Genomic DNA, 14413 nt, shown 5'->3' on the forward strand with positions numbered 1-14413 from the left:
CGTCAGCCGGCGCGCGTTACGGCAGGAGCACCGCGCAGCAGTCCGTCGGTGCTAAGATCTTCATCGATAGCGGGCCAGTGAATGCCGTAGCCTGCCCCTGCCTTCTCCCACGTCTCGCGCTGATCGGGCGTGGCGTGGAGGAGGCGAGGATACCAGGCTAGAGGGACCGATATGGTCCGCCCGTCCATCAGGTCGACGATCAGGCTCGCGTCGTCGAAGCGGACGTCGAGCACCCGTTCGTCGGTGATCCTAGCCGAAATATTCATGCCATCTCTCCACCAGCATCGCCCGGTGTTCCGCCACCATGGTCAGGATGTCATTGATCTCATGCGCGCGGAACCCACGGCTTTTTGCGACCTCGACGGGGTTCAGCCAGACCTTGATCGTCGCTTCGCCGCGATCGACTTGGACGTGCGGCGGCTCGTTCGGTTCGTGACTATAGAAATAGAAACGGAACGCGCCGATCCGCAGCAACGTCGGCATTATTCCGCCGCGACCCGCATCGGTTCGTCGGCGACCATCGGCACCAGCCCCAGCTTCGCCATCAGCGCGGCGTCCTTGTCGTCGCCGGCGTTGTCTGCAGTCAGCAATTTGTCGCCGGTGAAGATCGAGTTCGCGCCGGCCATGAAGCACAAAGCCTGCGTCGCCTCGCCCATGCTCTCGCGCCCGGCAGACAGCCGCACCATCGACAACGGCATCGTGATCCGTGCGACCGCAACGGTGCGTACGAATTCGATATCGTCGATCTTGGCCAGCGGCGTATCCGCCAGCATGTCGCCCAGCACTGTGCCCTTCACCGGTACCAGCGCATTGACCGGCACGCTCTCGGGATGGCGGGGCAGGGTCGCCAGCGCATGGATGAAGCCGACGCGGTCGTCGCGCGTCTCACCCATGCCGACGATGCCGCCGCAGCAGACGTTGATCCCGGCTTCGCGGACATGCTCCAGCGTGTCGAGCCGCTCGGCGAAGGTCCGCGTGGTGATGACCTGATCGTAACGCTCGGGCGAGGTATCGATGTTGTGGTTGTAGTAATCCAGCCCCGCCTCGGCGAGCATGCCCGCCTGCGCCGGCGTCAGCATGCCCAGCGTCATGCACGTTTCCATGCCCATCTGGCGGACGCCCTTCACCATCTCGATGATCGCGGGCATGTCGCGGTCCTTGGGGTTGCGCCATGCCGCGCCCATGCAGAAGCGCTGCGATCCTGAATCCTTCGCCTGCGCCGCCGCCTGCAACACCGCGCGCGGGTCCATCAGCTTGGTCGCCTTGACACCGCTTTCGGCGGAGGCGGACTGCGAGCAATAGCCGCAATCCTCCGGACAGCCGCCGGTCTTGATCGACAAGAGCGTGCACAATTGCACCTCACCCGCTGCGTGATGCGCGCGGTGGACGGTCTGCGCCTGATACATCAACTCATCGAACGGCAGGTCGAACAGCGTCGCGATCTCATCGCGGGTCCAGTCGGTACGGGTCATCGGTTTTTCCACAGAAGCTTGCCGAGCTGCGTCGTACGCTCGTTGGTCAATCGGGTCTTGCATTGCGCCTGCACCAGCGACTGCATCGATCCGCCGGCATATTCACCGCCCTCGATCACGCATTGCGTATCGCGGAACTGGAGCCATGCCCGCTGGCTGGCGAGTGTCGCTGCGGCATAGCCGAAGCCGCCCCCGCGCGAGCGATCCTGCGCGTCGCGGCCCTTCATATAGGCATAGGTGCGCTGCCACTGGCGGGTCATCGCGGCATCGGCGGCCTGATACTGGCGACCGGCGGTCTGGTTCATCTGCGCCTGCGTCTGCGTGATCGCCGGGCTGGCGAGCAGCAACGCGGCGAGCAAGGGGTAACGGATCATGCGGCGGCCTCCTCTTGTGGCGGCATATTGTGGCCGAGCAGCCGTAGCACATCCTCGGCCGCCTTGATGAGGTTGGTGCCGGGACCGAAGATCGCCTGCACCCCCGCATCGCGCAACGCCTGATAGTCCTGCGCCGGAATGACCCCGCCGGCGATCACCTTGATATCGGCGCGGCCGGCATCGCGCAGGTGGCCGATCAGTTCGGGAATCAGCGTCTTGTGACCCGCGGCGAGGCTGGAGGCGCCGACGATATCGACGTCGCTCTCCAGCGCGAGGATCGCGGCTTCCTTGGGCGTCTGGAACAGCGGACCGGGGACGACCTCGAACCCCAGATCGCCGAACATGCTGCTGACGAGGTTGGCACCGCGATCGTGGCCGTCCTGCCCCATCTTGGCGACCAGCATGCGCGGCTTGCGGCCCAGCCGGCGTTCGGTCGCCGCAACGCCATCGGCCAGCCGTTCCCAGCGCAGGTCGTCGGCATAGGCACCGCCATAGATGCCCTTCACCGGCGTCGGTTGCGTGCCGAAGCGGCCGAACACGTCCTCCATCGCGCTGCTGATCTCGCCCAGCGTCGCGCGTGCGCGGGCCGCATCGACGGCAAGTGCGAGCAAATTCTCCTTGCCCCGTGCGCCCTCGCGCAATGCGTCGAGCGCGGCGCGGCAGGCGGCGTCGTCGCGCGTCGCCTTGACCCGCTCGATACGCCGAATCTGCGCCTCGCGCACCGCGACGTTATCGACGTCGAGGATGTCGATCGGGTCCTCGTCCGCCTTGCGGTATTTGTTGACGCCGACGATCACGTCCTCAGCCCGATCGACGCGCGCCGCGCGGGCGGCGGAGGCTTCCTCGATCATCGCCTTGGGCCAGCCCGCCGCGACCGCCTTCGCCATGCCGCCCTCGGCCTGCACGCGCTCGATGATCTCCCACGCACCGTCCACCAGCGATTGCGTCAGGCTCTCGACGTAATAGCTGCCGCCGAGCGGATCGACGACCTTGGTCATCCCCGTCTCTTCCTGGATCACGATCTGCGTGTTGCGCGCGATCCGGGCGGAGAAGTCGGTCGGCAACGCGATCGCCTCGTCGAGCGCATTGGTGTGCAGCGACTGGGTGCCGCCCAGCATCGCCGCCATCGCCTCGATCGTCGTGCGCATAACGTTGTTGTAGGGGTCCTGCTCGGTCAGCGACACGCCCGACGTCTGACAGTGCGTGCGCAGCATCTTCGACCGTTCGTCCTGCGCCCCCAATTGCGTCATCGCGCGGTGCCACAGCACCCGCGCGGCGCGCAGCTTGGCGATCTCCATGAAGAAGTTCATGCCGATCGCGAAGAAGAAGCTCAACCGTCCGGCGAACTTGTCGATGTCCAATCCGCTGGCGACGCCGTATTTCACATATTCCATGCCGTCGGCGATGGTGAAGGCGAGCTCGTGGAGCTGCGTCGCCCCCGCCTCCTGCATGTGATAGCCGCTGATCGAGATGCTGTTGAACTTCGGCATCTCGCGGCTGGTGTAGCCGAAGATGTCACTGATGATCCGCATGCTCGGTTCGGGCGGGTAGATGTAGGTGTTGCGGACCATGAACTCCTTGAGGATGTCGTTCTGGATGGTCCCGTCGAGCAATTTGCGATCGACGCCCTGTTCCTCGCCCGCGACGATGAAGAAGGCGAGGATCGGGATCACCGCGCCGTTCATCGTCATGCTGACCGACATCTGGTCGAGCGGAATACCGTCGAACAGGATCTTCATGTCCTCGACGGAATCGATCGCCACCCCGGCCTTGCCGACGTCGCCGGTGACGCGCGGATGGTCGCTGTCGTAGCCGCGGTGTGTGGCGAGATCGAACGCGACGCTCAGCCCCTTCTGGCCCGCAGCCAGGTTACGGCGGTAGAAGGCGTTCGATTCCTCCGCAGTTGAAAAGCCGGCGTACTGCCGCACCGTCCACGGCCGTCCCGCATACATCGACGCGCGTACGCCGCGGGTGAAGGGCGCGAAACCGGGCAGGCCGGGGTCCACCGGCGCATCCGCCGCGGTATAGAGTGGTTTGACGTCGATCCCCTCCGGCGTGTGCCAGATCAGGTCCTTGCCGCGCACCTCCTTCGCGGCGGCGGCCTGCCAGTCGGCGAGGCTCGGCCGCGGCGTCGGTTCGGGGGTGGCGGGCAGCGCAGGTACCGCGCCGCTATCCTCGCCGGTGTTGGTCTCAATGATCGCCTTTTCAGTGTCCGGCATCGGGCGTCTCCATCAGTTCGACGAGTACGCCGCCCATATCCTTGGGATGCACGAACACGATCGGGGTGCCATGCGCGCCGATGCGGGGTTCGCCGAGTATCGTCGCGCCCTTGGCTTTGAGGTCGGCGACGGCGGCGTGGATGTCCGGCACCTCGAAACAGACGTGATGCTGCCCGCCGGCCGGATTTTTGCGCAGGAAACCGGCGATGGGCGAACTGTCGTTATAGGGCTCGATCAACTCGATCTGCGTGTTGGGCGTATCGATGAAGCACACCTTCACGCCCTGCGCGGGCAGGTCGGACGGTTCGCCGATTACGGTGGCATTGAGCAGGGTGCGGTAGGTTTCGATCGACTTAGCGATCGAGGGCGTCGCGATGCCGACATGGTTGAGGCGACCGAGGGTCATACGCTTATTCCCGTTATTGCGAGCGCAGCGCAGCAATCCAGGGCAACGCGCGGAACTCTGGATTGCTGCGCTGCGCTCGCAATGACGAGGTCACAACGGAATGTTGTCATGCTTCTTCCACGGATTCTCCAGCGCCTTGCCCTTCAGCTTGCGCAACCCCAGCGCGATGCGGCGGCGGGTGGAATGCGGCTGGATCACCTCGTCGATGAAGCCCTTGCTCGCCGCGACGAAGGGGTTGGCGAAGCGCGCCTCGTATTCCGCGGTGCGTTCGGCGATCTCTTCGGTTGTCCGCCCGCGGAAGATGATCTCGACCGCGCCCTTGGCCCCCATCACCGCGATCTCGGCGGTCGGCCATGCGTAGTTGAGATCGCCGCGCAGGTGCTTCGACGCCATCACGTCGTACGCCCCGCCGTACGCCTTGCGGGTGATGACGGTGATCTTGGGCACGGTCGCCTCGGCATAGGCGAACAGCAGTTTCGCGCCGTGCTTGATGATGCCGTTATGCTCCTGCGCCGTGCCCGGCAGGAAGCCCGGCACGTCGACGAAGGTCACGATCGGAATATCGAACGCATCGCAGAAGCGGACGAACCGCGCCGCTTTCTTCGATGAATTGATGTCGAGCACACCCGCCAGCACCATAGGCTGGTTGGCGACGAAACCGACCGTGCGCCCCTCGATCCGGCCAAAGCCGGTAATGATGTTGCCCGCATGCGCCGGCTGCGTTTCGAAGAAGTCGCCTTCGTCGACCGTCTTACGGATCAGCTCGTGCATGTCGTAGGGCTGGTTCGCCGACGCCGGCACCAGTGTGTCGAGGCTCGGCTCCAGCCGGTCCCACGCATCCGCGGTCGGGCGTTCCGGCACGGGCTCACGGTTCGAGGCGGGCAGGAAGTCTATGAAGTCGCGTGCCGCCAGAAGCGCCTCGATATCGTTTTCAAAGGCGTTGTCGGCGACCGAGGTCTTGGTGGTGTGCGTCACTGCGCCGCCCAGTGCCTCCTGCGTCACCACCTCGTTGGTCACCGTCTTCACCACGTCAGGGCCGGTAACGAACATATAGCTCGAATCCTTCACCATGAAGATGAAGTCGGTCATCGCCGGCGAATAGACTGCACCGCCCGCGCATGGCCCCATGATGAGCGACAGCTGCGGCACTACGCCCGAGGCGAGCACGTTGCGCTGGAAGACCTCGGCATAGCCGCCGAGGCTCGCGACGCCCTCCTGAATACGTGCACCACCGCTGTCGTTGAGGCCGATGACGGGTGCGCCGACCTTCAGCGCGGTGTCCATCACCTTGCAGATCTTCTGCGCATGGCGTTCGGACAGCGACCCGCCGAAGACGGTGAAATCCTGGCTGAAGACATAGACCAGCCGGCCGTTGATCGTGCCCGATCCGGTGACGACGCCATCGCCGAGGATGATCTGGTCCGCCATGCCGAAGTCGACGCAATTGTGCTCGACGTACATGTCGATCTCTTCGAACGATCCTTCGTCGAGGAGGATGTCGAGCCGTTCGCGCGCGGTCAGCTTGCCCTTGGCGTGCTGCGCGGCGACGCGCTTCTCGCCGCCTCCGGCTCGGGCAGCGGCGCGACGGCGTTCGAGTTCGTTCAGCGTGGATGACATAAGCGGCTCCTGCTCGTCTCTCTCGCCCTGTGTAGCGGCGGCAGGCAAGTGTGGTTTTGCAAAATTGCAATGGCGGGGTTTGCAAACTAAGCGCGAGCACATGACCGAAGCTCCCCGTCCCCGCATCTTCGCCGGCGACCGCGTGCGGGCGTTGCGCGCGCGATTGTCGCTCAGCCAGACCATGCTCAGCCGCCGGCTCGGTATCTCGACCAGCTATCTGTCGCAGATCGAGAGTGGCGATCGGCCGATCACCGGCGGCGTGCTGGGGGCGCTCGCGCGCAGCTTCCCGCTCGACTGGGTCGATGTCGCACCGGAGGACGACAGCGCCGCTCTGGTGGCGGCGCTGGAGGCGGGAACCGATCCCTCCGTGCCCGCTGCGCTGATGGATGAGGACGCGATTCTGCGCGGGCTGAAGCAGCAGCCGCTGGTGACGCGGCGGATGACCGCGCTGCACGCTGCGCTGCGCCGGTCGCAGGAGCAGTTGCGCGTGCTCGACGACCGGGTCGACGCCAGCCAGCCGACGCTGCTGCCGTGGGAAGAGGTGCGCGACTGGTTTCAGGGCAGCGGCAATTACATCGACCCGCTCGATCGCTTCGCGGAAGGACTGGCGGAGGCACTGCCCGGCACGCGATCGACCGTGACACTGCTGACCGAGCGGCTGCGCGACGCGCACGGGATCGCGTTGGTCGAGGATGGCGGCGCGTTGCGGGCCTATGACGCCGCCGCGGCGACGCTGCGGATCGACGGTGCGCAGTCGATCGAGACGCGACACTTTCAGCTCGCGCACCAGTTGATCCGGCTGGAGGCGGATGCGTTGATCGAAGGGATCGTCGCCGATGCACCGCTGCGGTCGGATGCTGCGCGCGAATTGCTGCGCGTCGGCCTCGCCAATTACGGCGCGGGGGCGCTGCTGATGCCCTATGCCCGCTTTCGTGCCGAGGCGCGGGCACGGCGGCATGATGTCGATGCGCTGCGTCAGCGGTTCGGCGTCAGCTTCGAACAAGTGTGCCATCGCCTGTCGACGTTGCAGCGACCCGGTGCGCCCGGCGTGCCGTTCTTCTTTTGCCGCATCGACATGGCGGGCAACATCACCAAGCGCCATTCCGCCACCCGGCTGCAATTCGCGCAATATGGCGGGGCCTGCCCGTTGTGGGTGGCGCATGAGGCGGTCGCGATCTCCGACCGTATCCTGGTGCAGGTCGCCGAGATGCCCGACGGCGCGCGCTATGTGTCGATGGCGAAGGGGCTGGTGAAGGCGACCGCGAGCTATCGACGCATGCCGCGCCGCTATGCGGTGGTGCTGGGGTGCGAGGTCGAACATGCCGGCGATTTTATCTATGGTGATGGACTGGACGTGGCCGGCGCGGACAGCGCGACGCCGATCGGCCCGTCGTGCCGCATCTGCCCGCGCCGCGATTGCGACCAGCGCGCGTTTCCACCGGCGGGACGCGAGCTGTTGATCGATCCGGATCGCCGCACGATCGTGCCCTACGCCTTCGATTGATCCCCCGTCACCCCGGACTTGTTCCGGGGTCCACCGCGCGGCAAAGAAAGGACTTGAGCCTGTTGTCTAACGCCTGACGGCTGGGTGGATCCCGGAACACGGGGTGACGGTGTGAAATGGGATACCGACTGCGATGAACTACGACATCCTGATCGTCGGTGCCGGGCATGGCGGCGCGCAGGCCGCGATCGCGCTGCGCGCGGCCAAGTTCGCCGGTAGCATCGCCATCGTCGGCGACGAACCCGAATACCCCTACGAACGCCCACCGCTGTCCAAGGATTACCTGGCCGGCGACAAGCCGTTCGAGCGCATCCTGATCCGTCCGCCTGCCTTCTGGAACGAACGCGAGGTCGCGATGCTGCTCGGTCGCCGCGTCGTCGCGGTCGATCCCGTCGCGCATGCCGTCACCGCCGACGATGGCACGATCATCGGCTACGGTAAGCTGATCTGGGCCACCGGCGGCGCACCCCGCCGGCTGACCTGCTCGGGCCATGATCTGATCGGGGTTCATGGCGTTCGCACTCGCGCCGATGTCGACCGGATGATGGACGAACTGCCCGCGGTCGCCCGCGTCGTGGTGATCGGCGGCGGCTACATCGGCCTCGAAGCTGCCGCCGTGCTCGCCAGGTTCGGCAAGCAGGTGACGGTCCTCGAGACGCTGCCGCGCGTCCTCGCCCGCGTTGCCGGTGAGCCGCTGTCGCGTTTCTACGAAGCGGAGCATCGCGCACACGGCGTCGATGTCCGCCTGAACGTCGCGGTCGCATGTATCGCGGAACGCGACGGCAGGGCGATCGGCGTCACGCTGGCCGATGGCGAAACCGTCCCGGCCGACATGGTGATCGTTGGCATCGGCATCGTCCCCGCCGTGCAACCCTTGCTCGACGCTGGCGCGACCGGCGGCAACGGCGTCGATATCGATGCGCAATGTCGCACCAGCCTGTCCGACGTGTTCGCGATCGGCGACTGCGCCGCCCATGCCAACGCCTTCGCGGACGGTGCGCGTATCCGGCTGGAATCCGTGCAGAACGCCAACGATCAGGCGACGGTGGTCGCGAAGACGATCACCGGTACGTCGGTCGATTATCACGCGGTGCCGTGGTTCTGGTCGAACCAGTATGATCTTCGCCTGCAGACCGTTGGCCTGTCCATCGGCCACGACGCGCTGGCGGTGCGCGGCGACATTGCCAGCCGCAGTTTCTCGCTGGTCTATCTGCGCATGGGCCGCGTGATCGCGCTCGACTGCGTCAATGCGACGAAGGATTATGTACAGGGCCGCGCACTGGTGATGGCCGGGGCGGTAATCGACCCCAACAGGTTGGCCGATACCGGCATCCCGCTGAAGGAGATGATCGCGTCATGACGATACGGATCGGGATCGGCGGCTGGACGTACGAGCCGTGGCGCGGGAGCTTCTACCCCGCCAAATGGCCGCAGAAGCGCGAACTGGAATATGCCGCGTCGCAACTGTCGGCGATCGAGATCAACGGCACCTATTATTCCAGCTTCAAACCCGCCAGCTTCGCCAACTGGGCCGCGGCGGCACCCGACGGTTTCGTCTTCAGCGTCAAGGCGTCACGCTATTGCACCAACCGTAAAGTGCTGGCGGAGGCGGGTGAGTCGATCGAGCGGTTCGTGGGGCAGGGGATCGTCGAACTTGGCGACAAGCTGGGTCCGATCCTGTGGCAGTTCATGGCGACGAAAAGGTTCGACGCGGACGACATGGCCGCGTTCCTGAAGCTGCTGCCCACGTCGCATGCCGGCGTGCCGTTGCGTCATGCGGTGCAGGTGCGGCACGACAGCTTCGCCGATCCGGCGTTCGTCGCGATGGCGCGCGCCGCCAGTGTCGCGATCGTCTACGCGGATTCGGTGGATTACCCCGCGATCGCCGATGTCACCGCCGACTTCGTCTATGCCCGGCTGGAGGCGGCGGAGGAACGGAACCCCGCGGGCTATACCGATGCCGCGCTGGACGACTGGGCCAGGGCGGCACGGACTTGGCAGGCGGGCGGGCGCCCGGAAGGGCTGCCCTATGTGATGGCCGAGACCCCCGCGAAGGCGCAGCGGGATACATTCGTGTTCTTCATCAACGGCGCGAAGATCAGGGCGCCGCACGGTGCGATCGCGCTGATCGACCGCCTGAAGGCTTGACGGCTACATCCCGACGGATGTCGTCTCGTCCGCGTTCGACGCCTCGGGCATCGCGGGCAGTTCGGCTTCGGGTTCCGGGGTTGCCGAAGCCACGGTCGGCTTGCTGGCCTGTCCCATGATCGCGGCGCTTTCGATCTGGTCGAGCGCGTGGCGCGCGGTGACGTAGCGATCCGCCGCCTGGATCCAGTTTCCGGCATCGCCCGCACCCGGCAGGCGAACGACCTCGGCGCGCGCCGCCTCGACCTGTCCACCCTCGAGCAGGTGGCGTGCGCGGGCCAGCCGGTCCGCCGGCCGCGGCGAGGGGGTTCCCGCCTGACGCAGGACGACCAGTCCGGCCATCTCGCGGCGCAGGCTGGTCCACCATCCATCGCTACTGACCGTTGAGATATCCGGTGCGATCGCGTCGAGCCCCTGGCGCAGGTCCTCCAGCGTCACTGGCTGGCGCGAGGCTTCGATCACCGATGCCACCGCGCGCGGCTTTACGCTGCCGAACCGGTTGCGCAACTGCTCTTCCAGATAGCCGAGGCCGACCCCGCGATCGAGCGCGCGTCGCGCGGCGAACGCGACCATCAGCCCTTCGGCGCGACCGGCCTGTGCCGCTGCCATCGCCGCATCGCTGGTCACCGCGGCGGTACGCGCCTCGAGTGCGGTCAGCTGCCCCGCGAGCGTCGCTTCGCGCGAGGCGAGCGCGGCAGGATCGAGCGCGGTCACCGCCTCGCCGCTCGCGTTGAGCGGTTGTGCGGGATTGAAGTTGCTGGCGTCGGGCTGGGCCGGCCTGGCGACCGCGGCCTGCTGCACCGACGATGTCCCGCCCAGCCACGACACGTGCTTCATCAGATAGCCGGTAAGCACCACGCCCGCGACGAAGGCGAGCGCGATGATCGCCAGGAACACGCCGGTTCGCGGCCCGCGTGTCCGCGTCGCATCGATCGGCACATAGTCGGTCATGGCCTCTTATCCCCGGCCTCTGCCGCAGGGTCAATCGCCCGTTCGATTGCGAGCGCGCATAACGCGGCGTCGGTCGGCACGGCGGCGGCGGCGGCGCCCGCCCAGCCGGTGCCGGCGGCGGCCAGAACCTTGGCACTCAATGCAACGATCCCCGTCGCTTCGCGCTGCTCGTCGAGCAGGGCGGCGACGCGTTCGGCGGCGCGGACGGAGTGGAGCAGCACGATCCGGCCGCTGACCGCGTCGGCGAACGTGGCGGCGTCGGCCGCGACATCGGCGCTGGCGTAGACGATCACCGTCGGATGACCGCTGTCGATGTGCTCGCGCCCGGCCAGATGCAGCGGTCGCTCCAGCCCGACGTCACCCGCCGCCGACAGAGCCTCGACGACACCGCCACTGCCGGTCACCACGACGCTCAGGCCTGCCGCCCGCGCGACGGCGGCGCTTTCCGCCCCCACCGCGATCACCGGCAGGCGGGCGAGCGTGGCAAGCCCCGACCCCGCCAGCCGCACCGCATTCGCGCTCGTCACCAGCAGCGCGTCGTATGCGGTCGCATCCGGCACGGACCACGCCACCGGTGCGGCCACGAACAACGGCAAGGCGATCACGTCGGCGCCGTCCGATCGCAGCCGTGCGACGGTGCGCGACAGGCCTGGTTCGGGCCGGACGACCGCGAGGCCCGGCCTCACGGCTGGAACAGGCGGCGTACGTCCTCGGGCGCACGGGCGAGCAGATCCGCGGCGAGTTCCGCCGCCACTACGCCACCATCGGTGCCCTCGCCCGCCCCCTCGACACACGCACTGCCATCCTCGGCGATCAGCTCGCCGCGCAGCGTCAGCATCTCGCCCGACAGGCCGGCGAGCGCCGCCACCGGCGAATGGCAATCCGCGCCGAGTGCTGCAAGGAACGCGCGTTCGGCCAGCACGCAGATGCTGGTCGCCGGATCGTCGATCGCCGCGACGACCCTCGCCGCGCCCTCATCCTCGGTCCGCACTTCGATCCCCACCGCACCCTGCGCCGGCGCGGGCAGCATCGTGTCGGTCGCGATCGCCCGGCCGATACCGTCGCGGCCCAGCCGGTCGAGCCCGGCCGCCGCCAGCAACGTCGCATCCGCCTCGCCTGCCGCCAGCCTGGCGAGGCGCGTATCGACATTGCCGCGGAACATCACGACGTCGAGATCGGGGCGCAGGCGCAGCAATTGCGCCCGCCGCCGCGGCGAACTGGTCCCCACCGTCGCGCCCTCGCGCAATTCGCCGATGCTCTCGGCACCGATCAGCCGGTCGCGCACATCGGCACGCGGCAGCATCGCGGCGATGCGGATCGCGGCGGGACGGATCGTCTCGACATCCTTCATCGAATGCACCGCCGCGTCGATCTCGCGGTCGAGCAAGGCGCGATCGAGCTCCTTGGTCCACAGCGCCTTGCCGCCGATCTCGGCGAGCGGGCGGTCCTGTACGCGGTCGCCGGTGGTGCGGATCACGATCAGCGTCACCTCGTCCTCGCGCCAGCCATGCGCCGCACACAGCGCATCGCGCACCATTCCCGCCTGCGTCAGCGCCAGCGGCGATCCCCGCGTGCCGAGCCTGAACCTGATCGCCAACCGCCTGCTCCTCTTCGATCCTCGCTCATGCCGAAACCCCTACCCTTCGACAACCTCTGCGCATCCCGCTAGTGAAGCGCGCATGGCTCCTCGGATCATTCTCGGCCTTGAATCCTCCTGCGACGAAACCGCTGCAGCATTGGTGACCAGCGACCGTCAGGTGCTCAGCCACCGGCTTGCGGGACAGGAAGCGGAGCATGCCCCGTTCGGCGGCGTCGTCCCGGAAATCGCGGCGCGTGCGCATGTCGAGGCACTCGAACCGCTGATCCGCGATGCGCTGGCCGATGCCGGTTTGCGGCTGGATCAGGTCGATGCGATCGCCGCAACCGCCGGCCCGGGCCTGATCGGCGGCGTCATGGTCGGGCTGGTCACGGGAAAGGCGCTCGCCCATGCGGCCGGCAAGCCGTTGATCGCGGTCAACCATCTGGAGGGTCACGCGCTCAGCCCCCGGTTGTCCGATCCCGATCTGCAATTCCCCTATCTGCTGTTGCTCGTGTCCGGCGGCCATTGCCAGCTGCTGCTGGTCGAGGGTGTCGCCCGCTACCGCCGCCTCGCGACGACGATCGACGATGCCGCGGGCGAGGCGTTCGACAAGACCGCCAAGCTGCTCGGCCTCGGCTTCCCCGGGGGACCCAATGTCGAGAGGGCCGCAGCGCTCGGCCGTCCGATCGTACCGCTGCCGCGCCCGCTCAAGGGCTCGCCCGAACCGCATTTCTCGTTCGCCGGGCTGAAGAGCGCCGTGTTCCGCGCCGTCGGTCAGCATGCGCCGGAGGATATCGCCGCCTCGTTCCAGGCCGCGGTCGTCGATTGCCTGATCGACCGCACCAGCCGCGGCATCGCCGGAATAGACGCGACCGCGTTGGTCGTCGCAGGCGGAGTCGCCGCCAACACCGCGGTGCGCAGTGCGTTGCAGCAGCTCGCCACCGACCATGGCCTGCGCTTCGTCGCGCCGCCCATGTGGCTGTGTACGGACAATGCCGCGATGATCGCCTGGGCCGGTGCGGAACGCTTCGCCGCCGGGCTCACCGACCCGCTCGACACGCCTGCCCGCGCCCGCTGGCCGCTCGATCCCAATGCCGAGGCGGTGCGTGGAGCCGGCGTGAAGGCATGAGCCCGACCTTGAGGAGCGTGAAGGCATGAAGATCGGCGTCATCGGCGGCGGTGCGTGGGGAACGGCGCTGGCACAGGTCGCGGCATATCGCGGCGAACCCGTCACGCTCTGGGCGCGCGAGCCGGAGGTGGTGGAGGGGATCAACACCGCGCACGAAAACCGTCTGTTCCTCGCTGGCGTGCCGCTGTCGCCATCGATCCGCGCGACCGGCGATTATGCCGATCTGATTGACAGCGATGCGCTGCTCGTCGTCGCGCCCGCGCAGCATGTGCGCGCCGTCCTGTCGCAGGTCGATGTCGGCAGGCGCCCGCTGATCCTGTGCGCCAAGGGGATCGAGGCCGGCACCCGCCGCCTCGTCGGCGAGGTCGCGCGCGAGGTGCATCCGCAGGCGCCGGTCGCCGTCCTGTCCGGCCCCACCTTCGCGCACGAGGTCGCCGCCGGCCTGCCCACGGCGGTCACGCTTGCCGTTGCGGACGAGGCGCTGGGGCAGGCCCTGTCCGAACGCCTCGCCGCACCGCATTTCCGGCCCTATGCCAGCAACGACGTCGTCGGTGCGGAAATCGGCGGCGCGGTGAAAAACGTCCTCGCCATCGCCTGCGGCGTCGTCGATGGCGCCGGCCTCGGCCAGAACGCACGCGCCGCGCTGATCGCGCGCGGTTTCGCCGAGATGACGCGCTTCGGGCTGGCACGGGGCGCCCGTGCCGAAACGCTCGCCGGCCTGTCCGGCCTCGGCGACCTGGTACTGACCTGCAGTTCGACCAGCAGCCGCAACTTCTCGCTGGGTCTGGGGCTGGGGCAGGGCAGGGCCGCGGCCGATCTGCTCGCCGATCGCCGCACCGTCGCGGAAGGCGCCTTCACCGCACCCGTCCTGCGCGAGGCGGCCGTGGAGGCCGGCGTGGACATGCCGGTCACCGCCGCCGTCTGCCGTTTGCTTGAAGGCGCGCCGGTCACCGATGTCATCGGGACCTTGCTGGCCCGGCCGCTGCGCAAGGAGAGCTGAACGCGCGGCCGATCGAG

General features: G+C 67.6%; 15 protein-coding genes. 5 read left to right on the plus strand and 10 right to left on the minus strand.

Features of this window, described 5'->3' with window-relative positions:
* Positions 1-2 precede the first annotated feature (2 nt).
* The 7 genes from NF699_12620 to NF699_12650 all read right to left on the minus strand — a co-directional run bounded on the left by NF699_12620 (position 3) and on the right by NF699_12650 (position 6088).
* On the minus strand, positions 3-266 hold the full coding sequence (locus NF699_12620) for a DUF2442 domain-containing protein (protein ID USU03906.1): 264 nt from the start codon (positions 264-266) through the stop codon (positions 3-5).
* The gene (locus tag NF699_12625) at positions 250-483 is read right to left on the minus strand and encodes a DUF4160 domain-containing protein (GenBank protein ID USU03907.1); all 234 of its coding nucleotides are present in this window, start codon (positions 481-483) and stop codon (positions 250-252) included. The genes NF699_12620 and NF699_12625 overlap by 17 nt, the downstream gene beginning before the upstream one ends.
* Positions 483-1472: a biotin synthase BioB gene (gene bioB / locus NF699_12630; GenBank protein ID USU03908.1), complete on the minus strand. Its 990-nt coding sequence runs from the start codon at positions 1470-1472 to the stop codon at positions 483-485. The genes NF699_12625 and bioB overlap by 1 nt, the downstream gene beginning before the upstream one ends.
* Positions 1469-1846, minus strand: coding sequence for a lysozyme inhibitor LprI family protein (locus tag NF699_12635; protein ID USU03909.1), 378 nt, complete (start codon positions 1844-1846; stop codon positions 1469-1471). Before NF699_12635 ends, bioB begins: the two co-directional genes overlap by 4 nt.
* Positions 1843-4065, minus strand: a complete 2223-nt coding sequence (gene scpA / locus NF699_12640; GenBank protein ID USU03910.1) for a methylmalonyl-CoA mutase — start codon at positions 4063-4065, stop codon at positions 1843-1845. The genes NF699_12635 and scpA overlap by 4 nt, the downstream gene beginning before the upstream one ends.
* The gene (gene mce / locus NF699_12645; protein ID USU03911.1) at positions 4052-4471 is read right to left on the minus strand and encodes a methylmalonyl-CoA epimerase; all 420 of its coding nucleotides are present in this window, start codon (positions 4469-4471) and stop codon (positions 4052-4054) included. The genes scpA and mce overlap by 14 nt, the downstream gene beginning before the upstream one ends.
* A 90-nt stretch (positions 4472-4561) precedes the next feature.
* Complete coding sequence (locus tag NF699_12650) at positions 4562-6088, minus strand: acyl-CoA carboxylase subunit beta (protein USU03912.1); 1527 nt, start codon at positions 6086-6088, stop codon at positions 4562-4564.
* Between the two features lie 100 nt (positions 6089-6188).
* On the opposite strand from NF699_12650, the gene NF699_12655 reads away from it, so the two are divergent.
* From NF699_12655 to NF699_12665, 3 genes are all read left to right on the plus strand, one after another.
* Positions 6189-7592 (plus strand): short-chain fatty acyl-CoA regulator family protein, encoded by a 1404-nt coding sequence (locus NF699_12655; protein USU03913.1) that lies wholly within the window; start codon positions 6189-6191, stop codon positions 7590-7592.
* A 133-nt stretch (positions 7593-7725) separates the two neighbouring features.
* On the plus strand, positions 7726-8952 hold the full coding sequence (locus tag NF699_12660; protein ID USU03914.1) for an FAD-dependent oxidoreductase: 1227 nt from the start codon (positions 7726-7728) through the stop codon (positions 8950-8952).
* On the plus strand, positions 8949-9740 hold the full coding sequence (locus NF699_12665; GenBank protein ID USU03915.1) for a DUF72 domain-containing protein: 792 nt from the start codon (positions 8949-8951) through the stop codon (positions 9738-9740). Before NF699_12660 ends, NF699_12665 begins: the two co-directional genes overlap by 4 nt.
* A 3-nt stretch (positions 9741-9743) precedes the next feature.
* Here the strand turns inward: NF699_12665 and NF699_12670 are convergent, their stop codons facing one another.
* Genes NF699_12670 through hemC form a run of 3 tightly spaced genes read right to left on the minus strand, consistent with a single transcriptional unit; the run spans position 9744 to position 12225 of the window.
* On the minus strand, positions 9744-10688 hold the full coding sequence (locus NF699_12670) for a hypothetical protein (protein USU03916.1): 945 nt from the start codon (positions 10686-10688) through the stop codon (positions 9744-9746).
* Positions 10685-11374, minus strand: a complete 690-nt coding sequence (locus tag NF699_12675) for a uroporphyrinogen-III synthase (GenBank protein USU03917.1) — start codon at positions 11372-11374, stop codon at positions 10685-10687. Before NF699_12675 ends, NF699_12670 begins: the two co-directional genes overlap by 4 nt.
* Positions 11371-12225: a hydroxymethylbilane synthase gene (hemC, locus tag NF699_12680; GenBank protein ID USU07082.1), complete on the minus strand. Its 855-nt coding sequence runs from the start codon at positions 12223-12225 to the stop codon at positions 11371-11373. Before hemC ends, NF699_12675 begins: the two co-directional genes overlap by 4 nt.
* A gap of 142 nt (positions 12226-12367) precedes the next feature.
* Here hemC and tsaD point away from each other — a divergent pair, with 142 nt between their 5' ends.
* Together tsaD and NF699_12690 are read left to right on the plus strand one after the other, a co-directional pair.
* Positions 12368-13396, plus strand: coding sequence for a tRNA (adenosine(37)-N6)-threonylcarbamoyltransferase complex transferase subunit TsaD (tsaD, locus tag NF699_12685; GenBank protein ID USU03918.1), 1029 nt, complete (start codon positions 12368-12370; stop codon positions 13394-13396).
* A 25-nt stretch (positions 13397-13421) separates the two neighbouring features.
* Entirely contained in the window at positions 13422-14396 is a 975-nt protein-coding gene (locus NF699_12690; GenBank protein ID USU03919.1) for an NAD(P)-dependent glycerol-3-phosphate dehydrogenase, read from the plus strand.
* The last annotated feature ends 17 nt before the right edge of the window (positions 14397-14413 follow it).

The organism is Sphingomonadaceae bacterium OTU29LAMAA1, assembly GCA_024072375.1.
In the GTDB taxonomy this organism is placed as follows: Bacteria; Pseudomonadota; Alphaproteobacteria; order Sphingomonadales; family Sphingomonadaceae; genus Sphingomonas.

Bases quoted from the DNA above. Each gene is read 5' to 3' on its own strand.
- NF699_12635 (USU03909.1), bottom strand. From the start codon at position 1,846: ATGATCCGTTACCCCTTGCTCGCCGCGTTGCTGCTCGCCAGCCCGGCG.
- NF699_12665 (USU03915.1), top strand. From the start codon at position 8,949: ATGACGATACGGATCGGGATCGGCGGCTGGACGTACGAGCCGTGGCGC.
- NF699_12660 (USU03914.1), top strand. From the start codon at position 7,726: ATGAACTACGACATCCTGATCGTCGGTGCCGGGCATGGCGGCGCGCAG.
- NF699_12690 (USU03919.1), top strand. From the start codon at position 13,422: ATGAAGATCGGCGTCATCGGCGGCGGTGCGTGGGGAACGGCGCTGGCA.
- tsaD (USU03918.1), top strand. From the start codon at position 12,368: ATGGCTCCTCGGATCATTCTCGGCCTTGAATCCTCCTGCGACGAAACC.
- hemC (USU07082.1), bottom strand. From the start codon at position 12,225: ATGGTGCGCGATGCGCTGTGTGCGGCGCATGGCTGGCGCGAGGACGAG.
- NF699_12620 (USU03906.1), bottom strand. From the start codon at position 266: ATGAATATTTCGGCTAGGATCACCGACGAACGGGTGCTCGACGTCCGC.
- mce (USU03911.1), bottom strand. From the start codon at position 4,471: ATGACCCTCGGTCGCCTCAACCATGTCGGCATCGCGACGCCCTCGATC.
- bioB (USU03908.1), bottom strand. From the start codon at position 1,472: ATGACCCGTACCGACTGGACCCGCGATGAGATCGCGACGCTGTTCGAC.
- NF699_12670 (USU03916.1), bottom strand. From the start codon at position 10,688: ATGACCGACTATGTGCCGATCGATGCGACGCGGACACGCGGGCCGCGA.
- scpA (USU03910.1), bottom strand. From the start codon at position 4,065: ATGCCGGACACTGAAAAGGCGATCATTGAGACCAACACCGGCGAGGAT.
- NF699_12650 (USU03912.1), bottom strand. From the start codon at position 6,088: ATGTCATCCACGCTGAACGAACTCGAACGCCGTCGCGCCGCTGCCCGA.
- NF699_12625 (USU03907.1), bottom strand. From the start codon at position 483: ATGCCGACGTTGCTGCGGATCGGCGCGTTCCGTTTCTATTTCTATAGT.
- NF699_12655 (USU03913.1), top strand. From the start codon at position 6,189: ATGACCGAAGCTCCCCGTCCCCGCATCTTCGCCGGCGACCGCGTGCGG.